Origin of the sequence: Janthinobacterium sp. SUN211, from assembly GCF_030587315.1 — a bacterium.
Lineage (GTDB): Bacteria > Pseudomonadota > Gammaproteobacteria > Burkholderiales > Burkholderiaceae_D > Janthinobacterium > Janthinobacterium kumbetense.
The window spans coordinates 1-18,881 of the sequence record NZ_JAPWIC010000009.1; the positions used below are offsets into that span (position 1 = coordinate 1).

The window sequence follows — 18,881 nt, forward strand, 5'->3', positions numbered from 1 at the left end:
GGAAGAGTATGAAGCAATTTGCTACGTCCGTCAACCCCGTTTTTCAGCGCATTGCGCTTAAAAACTTTTCTCACTTTACGCTGCATTTGCATGCGTCGTTCAGCGAGGGGGCGAATTATAGCCGTGCCCTGCGCACCCCGCAAGCGCTATTTTGCAGTTGGGTAAATATTGCTGTGTGATATCGTAGCGCCGACCATACCCTGCCTCATCCACATAGATTCCCATGCCTATCCCACACATCAGCCCTACCGCCAATTCCGCCTTGTCCAGCGCACTCGAACATGCCATCAACAGCAAGACCAAGCCATTGGGCAGCCTCGGCATGCTGGAAACCCTGGCCCGTCAAATCGGCCTGATCCAGCAAAGTACGCAACTGGCGCTGCACCAGCCCGCCATCATCGTTTTCGCGGCCGACCATGGCGTCGTTGCCGAAGGCATTTCTGCCTATCCACAAAGCGTGACCTGGCAGATGGTGGAAAACTTCCTCGGCAACGGCGCCGCCATCAATGTCTTTGCCCGCCAGAACGATTGCGCCTTATATATAGTAGACGCGGGCGTGAACCACGATTTCGGCCCGCGCGACGGCTTGCTCGACCACAAACAAGGTCCCGGCACCCGCAACTTTGCCAAAGAGCCCGCCATGAGCCGGGAGCAGTGTCTGGCCGCCATGCAGGCGGGGATGGACCTGGTCGCCAGCCTGAACGGCAATGTGCTGGGCTTTGGCGAAATGGGCATCGGCAACACCACGGCCGCGGCAGCACTGATGCACAAGCTGACCGGCACGCCCGTTGCCGATTGCGTCGGCGCCGGCACGGGCCTGTCGAAGGAAGGGATACTGCACAAGCAGCAGGTGATCGAAGCGGCCGTCGCCCATCATACGGCAGTCGATGAGCCGCTCGACGTGCTGGCCACCTTCGGCGGTTTCGAAATCGCCATGATGGCCGGCGCCATGCTCAAGGCGGCCGAACGGCGCATGATTCTGCTGATCGATGGCTTCATCGTCAGCAGCGCACTGCTGGTGGCGGCGCGCCTGCAGCCAGCCATCCTCGATTACTGCGTGTTTTCGCACTGCTCCGATGAAAACGGTCACCGCCAGCTGCTGGCCAGCCTTGGCGCGCGTCCGCTGCTGCACCTCGATTTGCGCCTCGGCGAAGGCACGGGTTCGGCGCTGGCCTTGCCGCTGCTGCACGCGGCCGTCAACTTCATGCGCGAGATGGCGACCTTCGCCTCGGCCCAGGTCAGCGAAAAATCCGCGCCAGACTAAGACCATGGCCAATCCCGTTTCCGCCGCAATTCACCAATGCCGTCTGTTCTTCATCGCGCTGCAATTTTTCACGCGCCTGCCGATCCCACGCTGGGTGGGATTCGAGCCGGCCTGGCTGCAGCACGCCTCGCGCTACTTTCCCCTGGTGGGTCTGGTGGTGGCCGCCATCAGTGGCGCCGTGTATCTGCTGGCCAGCTGGCTGCTGCCTTCTGCGGTGGCCGTGCTGCTGGCCATCGCCGCCGGCATTTACCTGACGGGTGCCTTCCATGAAGATGGTTTCGCCGACATGTGCGACGGCTTTGGCGGTGGCTTGACGCGCGAGCGTGTGCTGGAAATCATGAAGGACTCGCGCATTGGCGCGTATGGCGCCATCGGCATCATCTGCCTGCTGGCCATCAAGTGCACGGCGCTGGCCTCGTTGCCGCCACACATCGTCGTGGCGACACTGTGCATCGCCCATCCTTTGTCCCGCCTGGCCGCCGTCTCGCTGATCCGGTTCATGGACTATGCACGCGACGAAGGCAAGTCCAAGCCCATGGCACAGGAAATGCACACGACTGAATTCATCATCGCCGCTATCTGCGGCCTGCTGCCTGCCATCGCCTGCGGCGCTCTGGGGATATTCGACTGGGCCACGCTGGTCTTTGCCGTCGTGGTGGCGGCAGCTGCCGCTTTCTGGCTGGGCCGCAAATGCCTGCGCCGCCTGCAAGGCTACACGGGTGACTGCCTGGGCGCCGTGCAGCAGGTGGCGGAAGTGGCGGTCTATCTGGCCATCCTCTCCAGCTTCCAGCCTCCCGTGCGCTTCTATTAAGCCAGCATGCGCCTGATCCTAGTCCGCCACCCCGCACCGCAAGTGAGCAGCGGCACCTGCTATGGCCGTAGCGACGTGGCGGTGACGCCGCACGCGCTGGCCGCCGTGCGCGCCAGCTTGCAAACGACCCTGCCGCCGCATGTACCGCTGTATGCCAGCCCCCTGCACCGCTGCGCCGAACTGGCGACGGCCCTGGCGCAGGACTTGCCCGCGAGCGCCCTGCGTTTCGACGCGCGGCTGGCAGAGATGGATTTCGGCGCGTGGGAAATGCAGCCCTGGCATGCGATTGCGCGCGCGGAAATCGATGCCTGGGCAGCCGACTTGGCCTGGCACCGCCCCGGCGGGGGCGAGAACGTGCTGGCGATGGCCGCCCGCGTCGACGCGTTTCTAGGCGATCTGTTGCGCGAACAACACGAAACGGTCGTCATCATCTGCCATGCGGGCACCATCCGCCTGCTGTCGGCACTGCAAGCCCGGCTGCCATTGGAGGAAACAGCCCTGCTGGCCGCCCATTCCGCCCATAAAATCGCCTACGGTGCGACTGTCGTCGTCGATTTCTGATATTGAATTGTCCAGCCGACCATGTCAGTCCATGCCTGCTGCACGTATAATGGCGGGGTTTTGGTGCCCGCGCTCATGTCCATGAGCGCAGTTAAACGGGAAACACGATGCCGCGATCGCGGCGAGCGTGTGCTGCCCCCGCAACGGTAAGCAAGTGTCGCCCCTCCCTACCGGAAGCGAGCGACAAGCTATCTCTGACAACCACTGTGCTTGCAATCATCGAGCATGGGAAGGTGGGATAGCCGTACTTGCCAGCCCGGATACCGGCCAGGACAGGTGGAAGTGTGCGAACGGGGATGTTCGCGATCCGAATGGCCGACTGGCCGTCTTCGATCGTCATCTTCAGTTCCCACTTCTGTTCAATCTGGCCTACGGGGACGTCGGCTGGTTGCATATTACTTACTGAAAATTATCATGACCCATGCTGTTTCCCGCCACGCGGCCCTCACGTCGCTCGCGCTAGCCATTGCCGCGCCTGCCGCTTTCGCCCAAGCCACGCCAGACACCTTCGATCCCATCGTCGTTACCGCCAACCGTTACCCGCAGCATCTGAGCGAAGTATTGAGCGACACGCAGACCATCAGCTCGGAAGACATCGCGCGCTCTGGCGCCGGTACGCTGATCGATCTGCTGCAAAAGCAGCGCGGCATCGAAGTCAATCGCTATGGCGGCCCAGGCACCGATTCGAGCGTATTCATCCGCGGTGCGAACAGCAACCAGAATATCGTGCTGGTCGATGGTGTACGTATCGGCTCCGCCACATCTGGCACTGCCAGCTGGAGCGCCCTGCCGCTGTCAAGCATCGACCACGTTGAGATCGTCTACGGCCCACTGAGCACCATGTATGGCGCCGATGCCGTCGGCGGCGTGATCCAGATCTTTACCAAGAAAGGCGACGGCGCCACGCGCTTTTCCGCCTTCGCCGGCTACGGCCGCAACAACACCCGCCAGGCGGAAGCCAGCGTTGCCGGCTCTACCGGTGGCAACAACAGTTTCAGCTACGCCCTGACCGCGGGCAAGGAAAAATCGGATGGCTATTCCGCCACCAAACCTGGTAATTTTTCCTATAACGGCGATAAAGACGGCTACGACAAGGAAAGCGTCAGCGGCCAGTTTGGCTACCAGATGGCCAAGGGCCATGAAGTCGGCCTGGTTTTCCTGAACAGCAAACTGGATGCACAATACGATGCGGGCTTGAACTTCGACGCGCGCAACGACAAGAAGCAGGAAAGCATTTCGGTATTCACGAAGAACCAGTTCTTGCCGAACTGGACCAGCGAGCTGCGCTACGCAGAATCGAAGGACAAACTGACCGCGGTATCCGCCGCAGACGCCTCCGGCAGAAGCCAGTTCGACACCAAGCAAACTGACATCAGCTGGCAAAACGATATTCTCATTGGCCGCGATACCCTGCAATTGCTGGGTGAATACCGTGACGAAGATGTCGTGAGCTCGGCCGAAGGCCTGTCCGGCGGACGCAATACAAAGTCGTTCGCGGCATCGTACAATCTGGTGCGCGGCGCCCACCTGGCCAGCATCAGCGGCCGTCGCGACGACAGCTCGGTGTACGGCACGCACAACACGGGCAGCGTCGCCTATGGCTACCGTTTCAGCAACGCCTTGCGCGCCAACGCCAGCTATGGCACCAGTTTCCGCGCACCGACCTTCAATGATCTGTACTACCCTGATTCCGGCATTCCGACGAACAAACCGGAAAAAGGCCGCAATGCTGAAGTAGGCTTGCAATACAACGACGGCCAATCGCAACTGAGCGCAACCTACTACCACAACAAGATTACCGACATGCTTGTCTACGTATGGCCTTGCACGGTGATCGGCTGGAAACCAGGCGAAGGCTGCAGCATGAACGTCGACAAAGCATTGCTCAAAGGCCTGACGCTGGCTGGCGCGCACAAGTTCGGCGCCTTCAACGTCAGTGGCAATCTCGACCTGCAAGATCCACGCAATGAAACGACGGACAAGCAACTGGTGCTCCGCGCGAAAAAACACGCCAACTTCGCTGTCGATTACACGACCGGTCCTTTGACCGCCGGTACGGAATGGCAGTTGTCGGGCAAACGTTTTGCAGATCCTGCCAACAAGACCACCCTCGGTGGCTATGGCTTGCTGAACCTGTACACCACCTACCAGTTCGCACGCGACTGGTCGGTTTTGGCACGTTGGAACAACATCACCAACAAAGACTATGAACTGAGCCGTTTCTATGCGACTCCACGCTCGAACCTCTTCGTTGGCGTACGCTATGGCATGAAATAATCCCGTCGTAATGATGTAAGCTGCGGGCGATGGCATTGCTGTCATCGCCCGCAGATGCAGTTCTGCAGTCCCCGTTTTTAAGGCAGTACATGCACCCATTTTTCCGCAACATGCGCCACCGCGCCACCGTCATCCTCACGGTGCTGATCGTGTGCGCGATTGCCAGCCTGATTTTCTCCGGCATGATCGGCTCGATCGCGATTCCGCTCGCCGACCTGCCTTCCGCCCTGTTCCACGTCGTGCAAGGCAAGACAGATACCCTCGCCGCCACCCTGCTCGACCTGCGCCTGGGCCGCGCGCTTACCTCCTTTGTCACCGGCGCGGCGCTGTCGCTGGCCGGCCTGATGATGCAGGCGCTGCTGCGCAATCCCCTGGCCGATCCTTACGTGCTGGGCATTTCCGCCGGCGCTTCCGTTGGCGCGCTGGCCGCGCTGCTGTTCATGTGCGCGCTGTGGGTGGTCGACGCGGCCGCCTTTGCCGGCGCCGTCGGCGTGTCCATGCTGCTGTACTTTTTTGCGCGCCGCGACCTGCGCGGCGGCACGGCGGCCGAAGGCGGCGCCTCGCTCTTGCTGCTGACGGGCGTGATCCTGGCCTCGGCCTGCATGGCCATCGTCACCCTGATGCTGTCCATCGCCCCGGAAAGCCGCTTGCGCAGCATGGTGTTCTGGATGATCGGCGACCTGTCCGGCGCGCCCGCGCGGCTGATGCCCTGGCTGGTCCTGGCGGGCGCCCTGGTCTTCGCACTGCGCTGCGCGCGCTCGCTGAACGTCATGGCGCTGCACGCGGAAGCGGCCAGCACCCTGGGCGTGCGCGTGGGCGCCCTGCGCAAGGGACTGTTCTTCTGTTCCGGCCTGCTCACGGCCAGCGCCGTCACCAGCGCCGGCAGCGTGGGCTTTGTCGGCCTGATCGTGCCGCACGCGCTGCGCTTTGCCTGCGGCCCCGACCATCGCCTGTTGATACCGGCTGCCGCGCTGGCTGGCGGCACCTTCCTCGTACTGGCCGACACGCTTGCGCGCACCGTGCTGGCACCGTTACAGCTGCCCGTCGGCGTGGTCACGGCCATGATAGGCGCGCCCGTCTTCCTGTACCAGCTGCACCGGTTGCGACGCACATGATACGTACCTACCAACTCGGCCTGAAGGCAGGCACGCGCTCTCTCGTGGAAAACCTCATCTGGCATATCAAGGATGGCGAATGCTGGAGCGTGATCGGCCGCAATGGCGCGGGCAAGAGCACCTTGCTGCGCACCCTGGCCGGCTTGCGCGAACCGGATGCGGGCCACGTGACGATACAGGGCCGCGCCCTGGTCGACTGGCCGCTCGACGAACTGGCGCGTGAACGGGCCTTCCTGGCGCAGGCGCGGCACGATGCGTTCTCGTACCGCGTCATCGAAACCGTGCTGTCGGCGCGCCATCCGTATCACGACAACCATTACTGGGAAGGCAGCGACGACCAGCGCATCGCCCTGGCGGCGCTGGCATCGATGGAAGTGGAGCACCTGGCCGAGCGCGACGTGCGCAGCCTGTCCGGCGGCGAACGCCAGCGCGTGGCAATCGCCGCCATGCTGGCGCAGGATACGCCCTTGTTGCTGCTGGACGAACCGGCCAACGCGCTGGACCTGGCACACCAGGTCAGCGTCATGGGCCTGCTGTCAACACTGTGCCGAGAACAGAACAAAACCGTGGTGATGGTGGGGCATGACCTGAACCTGGCGCACAGCGTCTCGACCCATGCGCTACTGCTGATGGGCGACGGCGGCTGGCTGGCCGGTCCGGTGGCCGAGGTAATGCGGGCATCCATCCTGGGCGACTACCTGGGCCACCCGATCGAGATCATCGATCACGGCAAACGCAAGATATTCATACCGAAAGAGAACTGACATGAGCGACAAGAAGACAATCGATGCGGACACCGCGGCGATCAACGAACGCCACCGAGTGCGCATGGAGCGCAAGAAGGCCATCATCGATGCAGCCATCGCCAAGGCGGACAAGGAAATCGGCATCATCATCGTCAACACGGGCAATGGCAAGGGCAAGAGTTCGAGCGGCTTCGGCATGGCCATCCGCGCCATGGGCCACGGCATGAAAGTGGGCGTGGTGCAGTTCATCAAGGGCGCCATGTCGACGGGAGAAGAAAAATTCCTGCGCCGCTTCCCCGATGAAATCAGTTTTCATGCGATGGGCGAAGGCTATACCTGGGAAACGCAAAACCGCGAGCGTGACATCGAAAAGGCCGAACTGGCGTGGGAACAGGCGAAGACCTTCCTGGCCGACCCCAGCTACGGCCTGGTGCTGTTCGACGAGCTCAATATCGCCCTCAAATACAACTACCTCGATGTGCATAAAGTCATCGCCGACCTGCTGGAACGCCCGGCCATGCAGCACGTGGTCATCACGGGCCGCGGCGCGCCGGACGAACTGATCGCCATCGCCGACACCGTCACGGAAATGGCCGTCGTCAAGCATGCCTATGCGGCCGGCATCGGCGCGCAAATCGGCACCGAGTGGTAACAGCGCCATGACGCGCACCCTGGTCTTCGGCGGCGCCCGTTCCGGCAAGAGCGCCCATGCGGAAACGCTGGCCCGCGAGTCGGGCAAGGAAGTGATCTACATCGCCACCGCGCAGGCGGGCGATGCTGAAATGGCCACGCGCGTCAGGCACCACCGAGCGCAACGCCCGGCCGAGTGGGTAACCCTGGAAGAACCGCTGCGCCTGGGCGACGCCATCCTGCGGGAAGCACTGCCAGGCCGCCTGCTGCTGGTCGACTGCCTGACCCTGTGGCTGACCAACCTGATGTTTTCCAGCGGCGAGACCTATCCGGACGTAGGCGACATCGCCCTGCCCGAGCTGTTCCACAGCGAGCGCGCGCACCTGCTGTATGCGCTGGCCGAAAGCGAAGACACCGGCTGCGACCTCGTTCTCGTGTCGAACGAAGTGGGCATGGGCATCGTGCCCTACGGCGCCATCTCGCGCTGCTTCACCGATGAAGCGGGCCGTTTGAACCAGGCCGTGGCAGCCGTGTGCGACAAGGCTGTCTTTGTGGCCGCCGGCCTGCCCCTGTACCTGAAAGGCGGCCCATGCTAAGCGGCTTGTCGCTGCCCATGCTGGCCGCCTTGATGACGGCCGGCGTGCTGCTCGACATGCTGCTGGGAGAAACGCGCCGCTGGCATCCGCTGGTGGGCTTTGGCCGCCTCGCCAGCGCGCTGGAGCGCCGGCTGAACCGGGGCCGTGGGCGCTTCCTGCGCGGCGTGCTGGCGTGGTCGCTGGCCGTGCTCCCCATCAGCTATGCCACCTACCGGCTGTGCGGCCTGGCGGGTGCCGCCCTCCACGTTTTCCTGTTATATCTATGTCTGGGCATGCGCAGCCTGCGCGACCACAATCAGCCCATTGCCGACGCCCTGGCCATCGATGACCTGGACAACGCGCGCCTGCTGACGGCGCGCATCGTCAGCCGCGACACGGCCAATGCCGACGCGGCCAGCCTGGCCAAGGCCAGCACCGAATCCCTGCTGGAAAACGGCAACGACGCCGTCTTCGGCACCCTGTTCTGGTTTGCCGTGGCAGGCGGCCCCGGCGCCGTGCTCTTCAGGCTGGCCAATACCCTCGACGCCATGTGGGGCTACCGCAATGTACGCTACGACTGGTTCGGCTGCTGCGCCGCGCGCATCGACGACCTGTTGAATTATCTGCCGGCGCGCCTGACGGCCCTGTCCTACGTCTTGCTGGGCAAGACCATGGCCGACAAAAAACGCGCGTGGCAGTGCTGGCGCAGCCAGGCCCCAAACTGGGGTAGCCCGAATGCGGGCCCCGTGATGGCCAGCGGCGCCGGCGCCCTGGGCCTGGCCCTCGGCGGCGACGCCATCTACGCCGGCGAACTGGAACGCCGCCCGCCTTTGGGCAGTGGCCGTCCCGCCGAAGCGCGCGATATAGACCGCGCCTGGCGCCTGGTGGCTGAAACGGCCGTGCTGTGGCTGATCTGGGTGGCGCTGCTGGCAAGCCTGTTCTACCTGAAGGGAAAATACCTTGCTTGAACATGGCGGCAACCTGCGCGACGCCGCGCGCGAATACGGCAGGCCGTTGGAAGACTGGATCGACCTGTCGACCGGCATCAACCCGCACTGGTATCCAGCGCCAGCACCGAACGCCAACGCCTGGCACCGGCTGCCGGAAGCCGATCCCGCGCTGGCCGCTGCCGCCTGCGCGTATTACGACGCGCCGGCCATGCTGCCCGTGGCCGGCACCCAGGCTGCCATCCAGGCCCTGCCCCGGCTGCGCGCGCCGTCGCGCGTGGTGGTGGCCGCGCCGTCGTATGCGGAACATGCGCACCACTGGGGCCAGCACGGCCACCAGTTGCGGCAAGTGCCGTATGCGCAGCTGGCCGATGCGGTCGACCGCTGCGACGTGCTGGTCGTCTGCAATCCCAACAATCCCACGGGCGAGCACATCGCGCCCGAGCTGCTGCTGGAGTGGGCGGACAAGCTGGCCGCGCGCGGCGGCTGGCTGGTGGTCGATGAAGCGTTTGGCGACACGGAAGCGCACGCCAGCCTGGGCTCCCACTCTGCCCGGCCGGGACTCATCGTGCTGCGCTCCGTCGGCAAATTCTTTGGTCTGGCGGGACTGCGCCTGGGCTTTGTCGCAGCCCATCCCCCGCTGCTGGCGCAACTGGCCGACCTGCTGGGCCCGTGGACAGTCAGCGGCCCGGCGCAGCACGTGGCGCTGGCCGCCCTCGCCAACACGCATTGGCAGGACGAGATGCGCGAGCGCCTGCGCGGCGAAGGCACGCGCCTGCGCCAGCTATTGGCAGCGCACGGCATCGCCAGCAGCGGCACGGCGCTGTTCCAGTGGTGGCCGGAGGAGCGCGCCGAAGCGTTCTGGCGCCACATGGCGGAATCGGGCATCTGGGTGCGCCTGTTCCGCCACGCCGCCCACGGCATCCGCCTGGGCCTGCCCCCCGACGAACATTCCTGGCTGCGCCTGCAGCAGGCCCTCACCACATGGAAACACATATGAATCACTTAAAAACAGCACTGCTGCTGGCCGGACTGGTCTCGCTGCACGCGCATGCCGCCATCACCGTGCGCGACGACGACGGCAACACCGTCACCGTGGAAAAACCGGCGCGGCGCATCCTGGCGCTGGCACCGCATGTGACGGAACTGCTGTTCGCGGCCGGTGGCGGCGACAGGATCGCCGGTGTCGTCAGCTACAGCGACCACCCGGAAGCGGCAAAGAAGATCACGCAAGTGGGCGACAACCGCCAGTACGACATGGAACGCATCATCGCCCTGAAGCCGGACCTGATCGTAGTGTGGATGCATGGCAGCGCCGAGCGCCAGATCGCCATGCTGCGCCAGCTGAAGGTGCCCATCTATCACAGCGAACCGCGCAAGCTGGCCGACATCCCCGACAGCATGGAGCGCCTGGGGCAGCTGATGGGAACGGAAAAAACCGCCAAACCGGCGGCGGCCCAGCTGCGCGCCAAACTGGCCAGCCTGACGGCGCAATATGCGCAGCGCCCGCCCGTGCGCGTGTTTTACCAAGTGTGGGACAAACCTTTATACACCTTGAGCGGCGCGAGCATCATCAGCGATTCCATGCGCGTGTGCGGCGCGCAAAATGTCTTTGCCGCGATGAAGGTGGTGGCGCCCGTCGTCACGCCGGAAGGCGTGCTGCAGGAAGACCCGGAAGTCATCTTCGGCACCAGCGAAAAAAGCGATCCGCGCAGCGAAGGCGGCCTGGCCATGTGGCGCGCCTTCCCGTCGATGACGGCCGTGCGCAAGAATAACCTGTTCCGCCTGAACGGCGACCTGCTGAACCGCGCCGGCCCGCGCATGATCGAGGGCACGGCCGCCATGTGCGAACAACTGGAAGTGGCCCGCCAGCGCCGCAACACGCCCGCCGCCAAGGCCGCTCCATGAGTCACGCAGCGAGTCACTACGAGCGCATCGCCTGCCTGTCGACGGAAGCCGTGGAGACGCTGTATGCGCTGGGCGCCGAAGACGTCATCGCGGGCATTTCCGGCTTTACCGTGCGTCCGCCCCGCGCGCGCGCGGAAAAGACCAAGATCAGCGGTTTTTCCTCTTCCAGCCTGGAGCGCATCCTGGCCGTCCAGCCCGATCTCGTGATCGGTTTTTGCGACATGCAGGCCGATATCTGCCGCGACCTGGTGAAAGCCGGTATCGAAGTGCACCAGTTCAACCAGCGCACGGTGGAAGGCATCCTGCGCATGATCGGCGTGCTGGCCGCACTGGTGCAGCGCGAGGAAGCGGGACGTGAACTGATCGCCAGCCTGCGCGTCGACATCGCCGCCGCCCGGGCCCGCGCCGCAGCCTGGACGCGCAAGCCCGTGATTTACTTTGAAGAGTGGAACGATCCGCTGATGAGCGGCATCGGCTGGGCGGCGGAATTGATCGACATCGCCGGCGGCACGGACGCCTTCCCGGAATTGTCCGCGCAGCCGGGCGCGAAAGAGCGCATCATCGCCGATCCGCAAGATGTGGTGCGGCGCGCGCCCGACATCATCATCGCCACCTGGTGCGGCAAGAAGTTCCAGCCGGCGCAGCTGACGGCACGTCCGGGCTGGGATGCGATTCCCGCCGTACGCAATGACATGCTGTTCGAGATCAAGTCGCCCGACATTCTTTCGCCCGGTCCAGCCGCCATCACGCAAGGCTTGTGCCAGATCAGCGACATCATCGCGCAGTGGCAGGAGAATCAGAAAGAGCGGCAGGCATGAAGACACCCTTCCCCGCCCTGATGGTGCAAGGCACGACGTCGGACGCGGGCAAGAGCACCGTCGTCGCAGCCCTGTGCCGCCTCTTGAAACGCCGTGGCGTGACGGTAGCGCCGTTCAAGCCGCAAAACATGGCCTTGAATAGCGCGGTGACGAGCGACGGCGGCGAGATCGGCCGCGCGCAAGCCCTGCAGGCGCTGGCCTGCGGCATCGCGCCCCACACGGACATGAATCCGGTGCTGCTGAAACCATCGTCGAACACGGGTGCGCAAGTGATCATCCACGGCAAAGTGCGCGCCGAGATGGATGCGCGCGACTACCAGCAATATAAAACCATCGCCATGGGCGCCGTGCTGGAATCGTACGCGCGCTTGCGCCAGCAGTACGACGCCGTCGTCGTCGAAGGCGCGGGCAGCCCCGCCGAAGTCAATTTGCGCGCGCGCGACATCGCCAACATGGGCTTTGCCGAAGCCGTCGACTGTCCCGTGATCCTGGTGGCCGACATTGACCGTGGCGGTGTCTTCGCCCACATCATCGGCACCCTGGCCTGTTTGTCCGACAGCGAACGGACGCGCATCCTTGGCTTCGTCATCAACCGCTTCCGCGGCGATATCTCGCTGCTACAACCCGGCATCGAGTGGCTGGAACAGCAGACGGGCAAACCCGTGCTGGCCGTGCTGCCCTACCTGCAAGGCCTGTTCCTCGACGCGGAGGACGCCGTCGAAGCGATGCAGGCCGAACGCGGCGCCTTCAAGGTGGTGGTGCCGCAACTGCCGCGCATCAGCAACCACACGGATGTCGACGCGCTGCGCGCCCATCCCGATATCGACCTGCAATTCATCAAACAGGGGCAGCCGATTCCAGCGGCCGACCTGGTGATCCTCCCCGGCAGCAAGAACACGCGCGGCGATCTGGCGTGGCTGCAGCAGCAAGGCTGGCCCGCCTACCTGGCGAAACACCTGCGCTACGGCGGCAAGGTGCTCGGCATTTGCGGCGGCTTCCAGATGCTGGGGCAGTCCGTACGCGATCCGCTGGGCGTGGAAGGCGCGGCGGGAGAGTCAAAGGCGCTGGGATTGCTCGACATGGCGACGGAGCTGACGCGCGACAAGCGGCTGGAACAGGTGCGCGGCCACTGCGCGTTTGCCGGCGCGGCCGATGCGCCCGTGGCAGGCTATGAAATCCACATGGGTATCTCGCATGGCGCCGCGCTGGCGCAGCCGGCCTTCCTCATCGACGGCCGTCCGGAAGGGGCGGTATCGGGCGACGGACAAATCCTCGGCAGCTATTTGCACGGCATGTTCGACACGCCCGCCGCGTGTGCGGCGCTGCTGCGCTGGGCGGGGCTGGACTCCGGCCACACGGTGGATACCGCCGCCCTGCGCGAGGCCAGCCTGGAGCGCATCGCCGATGCGGCCATCCCGCTGCTGGCGGCCCTGGACCACCTCAAACGCTAGCCGTCATTTTTTCAGGCACATGCCCATGTACGAGCGGTCGGTCGAAAATTCGACGGCCATGCTCGATGACACGGGCATGAACATCGAATAGTCGGCCGGCACGTCGGCGGGGTCCTTGAACACGGCGATGCCATCGACATCGACGGCTTGCGCACCCAGGCCCAGCTTGTTCAGGGTCACGTTTTCCGCGTGCACCTTGCCCGTGCCGTTATTGGTGATGGTCGCCACATTGCTGGCGATGTCGATCTTGCCCGTCGTGCCACCCTGCGCCGCACAGGCGTAGCTGCCATTGATTTCCGTGCCGATTTTCTGCTGTCTGGCCGCCACGATGGTGCCCACGCGCAGGACGTTTTCCTGGTTGCGGCTGTAGCGGTCGATGAACAGCGCCAGCCCCCGATCCCCCGCATGCACGTGCACGATGCCGAAGTCCTGGCTACCCTGGCGTGCGACGAGCAAGCCGTTCTTCGCATCCTTGACCAGGGTCAGGCTGGCGTTTTCCGCGTCCAGCAGCAGCGATACTGGCGAGCACACGCCTTGCGCATTGAATACGCCGCCATTGCACAGTTGGGCCGCGCCGTCGGCAGCGATCCTGAGACTGCCTTTCGGATTGAAACGGTCACCGCCGTTCGAGGCATTGCGCATGCCGCCCAGGAAGATATAGTTGCCGGCCAGCCTGGCCACGTCACCCACCGCATAGCCGGTGCCGCTGACGGTCGAGATCATGTTGCCCAATTTGATATTGCCAGACAGAAGACGCGTGCGCGCATCGACGGTGACGCTGAAATCCGTTGCCGTGTAGGTGGTGAGATTGCCGGTGGTGGACGCGGTAAACGTGCCGCTGCGGTCGCTCAAGCCGAACTGCGTCGACAGCACGCGGATAGTGTAGGTTTTCTTGACGCTGTCGAACGTGATGCGCCAGGTGTCGCCGATATCGGCAACCACGTCGTACACGCTTTCATCGGCGCTGGCGCCGGCAATGACGCTCAAGCCGGCCTCCCTGGCCACGGCAACTGACGCCACCGTCACGCTGTCGGCGGGAACGACGGGAGGCGTCACGACGGCCGGCGGTGTCACCGGCGTCGCTGGCGTGCCGCCATTGCTGCCGCCACCGCATGCGGACAGGGCCGCGCCCAGGACAAGGAAGGTAAGTGCATTTTTCATGTGGAGTGACTTTCGGGAAAAAGGGGCCGGAGCTGCCAGAAAACACATGCTAGCCTTGCCAGCAATCTATTGCTATAGAACAAATGTTCCATGGACTACGCCCCCGGCACGTTGCCAAAAGGGAAGGCGCGGGCGGCACGCCTGCGTCATTTATGTGACAATTCATCGTACTGTCGGCTCCGTTTCTCCTCTTCAGGCTCGCATCCATGACCAGTTCCCCGATTAAAAGCTACCTTCCCTGGGTGGTCGCCACCGCCCTGTTCATGGAGCAACTCGACTCCACCATCGTCAACACCGCCATCCCCGCCATGGCCGCCAGCCTGAATGTGACGCCGCTGAGCCTGAAGGCCGTCGTCACCAGCTACATCCTGAGCCTGGCCGTGTGCATTCCCATCAGCGGCTGGATGGCCGACCGCTTCGGCACGCGGCGCGTATTTTCCGCCGCCGTCGCCATCTTTACCCTCGCCTCCATCCTGTGCGGCCTGTCCGTGAATGCGCCCATGCTGGTGGCCGCGCGCCTGCTGCAAGGAGTGGGCGCGGCCATGATGATGCCGGTGGGCAGGCTCACCATCATCCGCACCTTTCCCAAGTCGCAACTGCTGGCGGCCATGAATTTCGTCATCATCCCCGCGTTGATCGGTCCCCTGCTGGGGCCCACGGTGGGCGGGCTGATCGTGCACTGGCTGTCGTGGCGCGAGATTTTCTTCGTCAACGTGCCTGTCGGCCTGGTCGCGCTGTATCTGGCGCACCGCTACATGCCCGATTACTACGGCGACAAGCCCCGTCCGCTGGACTTGATCGGCCTCGTGTTGTTCGGCACGGGTATCGCGCTGCTGTCATGGCTGCTGGAAATTTTCGGCGAACACCGCATCGACGGCACCTCGTTTGCCGTGCTGCTGTTCATCTCCATCAGCCTGCTGACAGCGTATGTCTGGCATTCGAACGAAGTGTTGCATCCGCTGCTGCGCCTGACCCTGTTCAAGATCCGCACCTTCCGCGTTTCCGTGGTGGGCGGTTTCGTCACGCGCCTGGGCGTGGGCGGCCTGCCCTTCCTGTTGCCGTTGCTGTACCAGCTGGGCCTGGGCTTGCCCGCCTGGCAATCGGGCTTGCTGATGATGCCGTCGGCCGCTGCCGCCATGGGCATGAAATTCATTTCCGCGCGCGTGCTGGCCCGCTTCGGCTACCGCCAGGTACTGATCGTCAACACCGTGCTGATCGGCGTGACCATCGCCATGTTTTCGCAGGTGAGCGCGGGCACGTCCCTGTACGTCATCGTGGCCATCAGCCTGTGCATGGGCTTTTTCAATTCGCTGCAGTTTTCCAGCATGAATACCATCGCGTATGCCGACGTCGACAAGAACGATTCGAGCATGGCCAGTACGATCGCCAGCTCGATGCAGCAACTGTCGATGAGCTTTGGCCTCGCCTTCGGTTCGCTGATCACGGGCTGGTACCTGGGCGACATGCCGCAGTCGGATCGCGCCATGCTCAGCACGGCCCTGCATCACGCCTTCCTCACCTTGGCCGCCCTGACGGTGCTGTCCTCGCTGACCTTCTGGACCTTGCGCCGCGACGATGGCGAAAGCATCAGCAAGGGCACGGACAGCGACGAGGAGGATGCGGCCGACGTCAAGGCCCAGGCCGTTGTGCAGACGGAAGTGCAAACTACAAAAGGCTGAGCCACATCAAGCTTGCCGCCAGCGCCGCTGGTGCTTTTGCCTGACGCTGCTATCGTGATGGCAGGAGGTGCACATGGCGGCCGAGCGGCGCTTTGCGTGGAAGGGCACGGACCGCCATGGCAAGCCGGTCGATGGCGTCTTGCGCGCCGCCGACGTCTGCGCTGCCAAAGCAATATTGAGAAGCCAGGGCATCCTGGCCAACCGGGTGCAGGCTGCGCGCAGCGCACCCGGCAAGGCCATCACGCGCAAGGATATCGCGCTGTTTACGCGCCAGCTGTCGACCATGATGGCGGCTGGCGTGCCGCTGCTGCACGCCTTCGACATCGCCGGCAAGGGCCATGCCAAGCCCGCGATCACGGCGCTGATGCGCGACTTGCGCCACGACATCGAAGCGGGCAGCAGCCTGCAGCAGGCTTTCCGCCAGTTCCCGCTGCTGTTTGACGAACTGTATTGCAACCTGCTGGCGGCAGGCGAACAGGCCGGCATCGTGCAAGACTTGCTGGCGCGCCTGGCCACGCACCAGGAAAAGGCCATCGCCCTGCGGCGGAAGGTGCGCGGCGCGCTGATGTATCCGCTGGCCATCGTGCTCGTCGCCTTCGTCGTCACGGCCATCATCATGAGCGTGGTCGTGCCCGCTTTCCGCCAGGTCTTCGACAGCTTCGGCGCGCCCTTGCCGCTGCCCACCCTGCTGGTCATGGGCGTGTCCGCCTTTGTTGTCCGCTACTGGCTGGCCTTGCTGGCGGTGCTCGTGCTCGCTTGCGTGCTGCTGCACCTGGCCTGGCGCCGCTCTCCCGCGTGGCGGCGCAACACGCAACTGCGGGCGCTGCGCCTGCCCGTGTTCGGTCCCCTCTTGCGCAAGGCGGCGATCGCCCGCTGGACGCGCACCCTGGCTGCCATGTTCGCCGCCGGCGTACCGCTGCTCGACTCGCTCGGCCTGGTGGGCGCCGCCGCCGGCCACGCGCTGTACCAGGAAGCGACGACGCGCATCGAACGCGAAATCCGCGCCGGCGGCAGCCTGGCCCTGGCCATGGAACACAGCGGCGTGTTCCCTCCCTTGCTGACGCAACTGACCCTGATCGGCGAGGAGTCCGGCGCGCTCGACGCCATGCTGTCGCGCGCGGCCGACATCATCGAGGCCGATATCGACGCCACCGTGGCCACCCTTTCCACGCTGCTGGAACCGGCGCTGATGGTGGTGCTTGGCGTGCTCGTCGGTTCCCTCGTGATCGCCCTGTATTTGCCGATTTTCAAGCTGGGGGCCGTGATTTGACCATTCACCCGCCTAAAACGTCCCCATGTGCCGGCGGATGTTTTACACTGCGGCAGTGCCAGGCAATGTTTGCACGGCAACATTCATCACCTCAGACAAGTTCACCATGCTGCAAGATACCCTGCTGTTCGCCGCGCCCGGCAATCTGCCCGTCGCCCTCGTTGCCGCCCTGTTCGGCCTGATCGTCGGCAGCTTCCTGAATGTGGTGATCCACCGCGTGCCGAAAATGATGCAGCGCGAATCCGATAATTATGTGGCGGAAGAAAGCGGCTTGCCCTTGCCGCACACGGACCGCTACAACCTGATGCTGCCGCACTCGAACTGCACCGCTTGCGGCCACCGCATCACGGCCATGGAAAACATTCCCGTCGTCAGCTACCTGCTGCTGCGCGGCAAATGCAGCGCCTGCCAAGCCCCTATCTCCGTGCGCTATCCGCTGGTCGAGCTGCTGACGGGCGCGCTGTCGGCCCTCCTGGTCTGGCACTTCGGCAGCGGCTGGACGGGCCTGGCCACGCTCGTGTTTGCCTGGCTGCTGATCGCCATGACCTTCATCGACGCCGATACGCAAATGCTGCCCGACGACCTCACCTTCCCCCTGCTGTGGGCCGGCTTGCTGATCAATATCAATGGCACTTTCGTGCCCCTGCAAGACGCCGTCATCGGCGCGGCCGCCGGCTATCTGGCCCTGTGGGCCGTGTACTGGGCCTTCAAGCTGGCGACAGGCAAGGAGGGAATGGGCTATGGTGACTTCAAATTGCTGGCGGCGCTCGGTGCGTGGCTGGGCTGGACCATGCTGCCGACGATCATCTTGTTGTCGTCGCTGGTGGGCGCCGTGGTCGGCATCGGCCTGATCGTGTTTGCCAAGCGGGGGCGCGACAAACCGATTCCGTTCGGCCCCTACCTGGCGGCGGCAGGCCTGATCGCCCTGCTGTACGGCACGCCCCTGTCGCGCCTCACGCTGGGCCTGACCAGCTGACCCGCGCAACACTGCCCCTATGGAAAAACACATGCAACTACATAACGCACCGTATTTCAGCGTGGGTCTCACCGGCGGTATCGGTTGCGGCAAGAGCACCGTGGCCGACCAGTTCGCCGCGCTGGGCGCCTCCATCGTCGACACGGACCAGATCGCGCACAGCCTGACGGCGCCCAATGGCGCGGCCATGCCGGCCCTGGTGGCGGAATTCGGCCCCGACTACGCCGATGCGCGCGGCGCCCTCGACCGCACAAAAATGCGCAACCTCGTATTCGCCGACGCCGCCGCCAAGGCAAAACTGGAAGCCATCCTGCACCCGCGCATCCGCCAGGCGACCCTGGCGGCGGCCGCCGAAGCGACGGGCAGCTACGTGATCTTTGCCGTCCCCCTGCTCGTCGAGTCCGGCGGATGGGTGGAACGCGTCAACCGGGTTCTCGTCATCGATTGCCTGGAAAGCCTGCAAGTGTCGCGCGTGATGGCGCGCAATGGCTTATCGGAAGAACAAGTCAAAGCCATCATGGCGACGCAGGCCACGCGCGCCATGCGCCTGGCGGCGGCGGACGATGTGATCGACAATAATGGCGATTTGGCCGCCCTGGCGCCGCAGATTGCCCAGTTGCACGATTTATATCTGGCATTTTCAAAAAGAATGGCCGGAATCGGGCCGCAACGTTTGTAATTTGTCGACGCTT

Annotated in this window: 18 protein-coding genes and 1 riboswitch; of the genes, 17 read left to right on the forward strand and 1 reads right to left on the reverse strand. The window is 64.2% G+C overall.

The features are described 5' to 3' along the window. Positions 1–223: 223 nt before the first annotated feature. The 13 genes from cobT (at position 224) to O3301_RS24210 (ending at position 13,103) form a co-directional block, all read left to right on the forward strand. Positions 224–1,264 carry a nicotinate-nucleotide--dimethylbenzimidazole phosphoribosyltransferase gene (cobT, locus tag O3301_RS24150; protein WP_305057715.1) on the forward strand — a complete coding sequence of 347 codons (1,041 nt, stop codon included), beginning with the start codon at positions 224–226 and terminating at the stop codon, positions 1,262–1,264. A gap of 4 nt (positions 1,265–1,268) precedes the next feature. After that, on the forward strand, positions 1,269–2,075 hold the full coding sequence (locus O3301_RS24155; RefSeq protein ID WP_305057716.1) for an adenosylcobinamide-GDP ribazoletransferase: 807 nt from the start codon (positions 1,269–1,271) through the stop codon (positions 2,073–2,075). A 6-nt stretch (positions 2,076–2,081) separates the two neighbouring features. Next, positions 2,082–2,636 (forward strand): histidine phosphatase family protein, encoded by a 555-nt coding sequence (locus O3301_RS24160; protein WP_305057717.1) that lies wholly within the window; start codon positions 2,082–2,084, stop codon positions 2,634–2,636. A gap of 44 nt (positions 2,637–2,680) precedes the next feature. Continuing rightward, positions 2,681–2,923, forward strand: a riboswitch (cobalamin riboswitch). Positions 2,924–3,050: 127 nt separating this feature from the next. Beyond that, entirely contained in the window at positions 3,051–4,913 is a 1,863-nt protein-coding gene (locus tag O3301_RS24165) for a TonB-dependent receptor domain-containing protein (protein WP_305057718.1), read from the forward strand. 89 nt (positions 4,914–5,002) lie between these two features. After that, entirely contained in the window at positions 5,003–6,028 is a 1,026-nt protein-coding gene (locus O3301_RS24170) for an iron ABC transporter permease (protein WP_305057719.1), read from the forward strand. After that, complete coding sequence (locus O3301_RS24175; RefSeq protein ID WP_289906907.1) at positions 6,025–6,792, forward strand: ABC transporter ATP-binding protein; 768 nt, start codon at positions 6,025–6,027, stop codon at positions 6,790–6,792. Before O3301_RS24170 ends, O3301_RS24175 begins: the two co-directional genes overlap by 4 nt. Before the next feature lies 1 nt (position 6,793). Next, positions 6,794–7,426, forward strand: a complete 633-nt coding sequence (gene cobO / locus O3301_RS24180; protein WP_099665407.1) for a cob(I)yrinic acid a,c-diamide adenosyltransferase — start codon at positions 6,794–6,796, stop codon at positions 7,424–7,426. A gap of 7 nt (positions 7,427–7,433) precedes the next feature. Next, positions 7,434–8,000 (forward strand): bifunctional adenosylcobinamide kinase/adenosylcobinamide-phosphate guanylyltransferase, encoded by a 567-nt coding sequence (gene cobU, locus O3301_RS24185; RefSeq protein ID WP_099665408.1) that lies wholly within the window; start codon positions 7,434–7,436, stop codon positions 7,998–8,000. After that, on the forward strand, positions 7,994–8,947 hold the full coding sequence (gene cbiB, locus O3301_RS24190) for an adenosylcobinamide-phosphate synthase CbiB (protein ID WP_305057720.1): 954 nt from the start codon (positions 7,994–7,996) through the stop codon (positions 8,945–8,947). Before cobU ends, cbiB begins: the two co-directional genes overlap by 7 nt. Further along, complete coding sequence (gene cobD, locus O3301_RS24195; protein WP_305057721.1) at positions 8,940–9,926, forward strand: threonine-phosphate decarboxylase CobD; 987 nt, start codon at positions 8,940–8,942, stop codon at positions 9,924–9,926. Before cbiB ends, cobD begins: the two co-directional genes overlap by 8 nt. Beyond that, positions 9,923–10,834, forward strand: coding sequence for a cobalamin-binding protein (locus tag O3301_RS24200; RefSeq protein ID WP_305057722.1), 912 nt, complete (start codon positions 9,923–9,925; stop codon positions 10,832–10,834). Before cobD ends, O3301_RS24200 begins: the two co-directional genes overlap by 4 nt. After that, a complete protein-coding gene (locus O3301_RS24205) occupies positions 10,831–11,652 on the forward strand; it encodes an ABC transporter substrate-binding protein (protein ID WP_305057723.1) in 822 nt (273 codons plus the stop codon). The genes O3301_RS24200 and O3301_RS24205 overlap by 4 nt, the downstream gene beginning before the upstream one ends. After that, on the forward strand, positions 11,649–13,103 hold the full coding sequence (locus O3301_RS24210; RefSeq protein WP_305057724.1) for a cobyric acid synthase: 1,455 nt from the start codon (positions 11,649–11,651) through the stop codon (positions 13,101–13,103). Before O3301_RS24205 ends, O3301_RS24210 begins: the two co-directional genes overlap by 4 nt. Before the next feature lie 3 nt (positions 13,104–13,106). Here the strand turns inward: O3301_RS24210 and O3301_RS24215 are convergent, their stop codons facing one another. Continuing rightward, the gene (locus tag O3301_RS24215; RefSeq protein ID WP_305057725.1) at positions 13,107–14,264 is read right to left on the reverse strand and encodes a hypothetical protein; all 1,158 of its coding nucleotides are present in this window, start codon (positions 14,262–14,264) and stop codon (positions 13,107–13,109) included. A 206-nt stretch (positions 14,265–14,470) separates the two neighbouring features. Here O3301_RS24215 and O3301_RS24220 point away from each other — a divergent pair, with 206 nt between their 5' ends. From O3301_RS24220 to coaE, 4 genes are all read left to right on the forward strand, one after another. Next, positions 14,471–15,943: a DHA2 family efflux MFS transporter permease subunit gene (locus O3301_RS24220; protein WP_305057726.1), complete on the forward strand. Its 1,473-nt coding sequence runs from the start codon at positions 14,471–14,473 to the stop codon at positions 15,941–15,943. A 73-nt stretch (positions 15,944–16,016) separates the two neighbouring features. Beyond that, the gene (locus O3301_RS24225; RefSeq protein WP_305057727.1) at positions 16,017–17,213 is read left to right on the forward strand and encodes a type II secretion system F family protein; all 1,197 of its coding nucleotides are present in this window, start codon (positions 16,017–16,019) and stop codon (positions 17,211–17,213) included. Between the two features lie 106 nt (positions 17,214–17,319). Then, positions 17,320–18,189: an A24 family peptidase gene (locus tag O3301_RS24230; protein WP_305057728.1), complete on the forward strand. Its 870-nt coding sequence runs from the start codon at positions 17,320–17,322 to the stop codon at positions 18,187–18,189. A 31-nt stretch (positions 18,190–18,220) separates the two neighbouring features. Next, positions 18,221–18,868 (forward strand): dephospho-CoA kinase, encoded by a 648-nt coding sequence (gene coaE, locus O3301_RS24235; protein WP_305057729.1) that lies wholly within the window; start codon positions 18,221–18,223, stop codon positions 18,866–18,868. Positions 18,869–18,881: the final 13 nt, after the last annotated feature.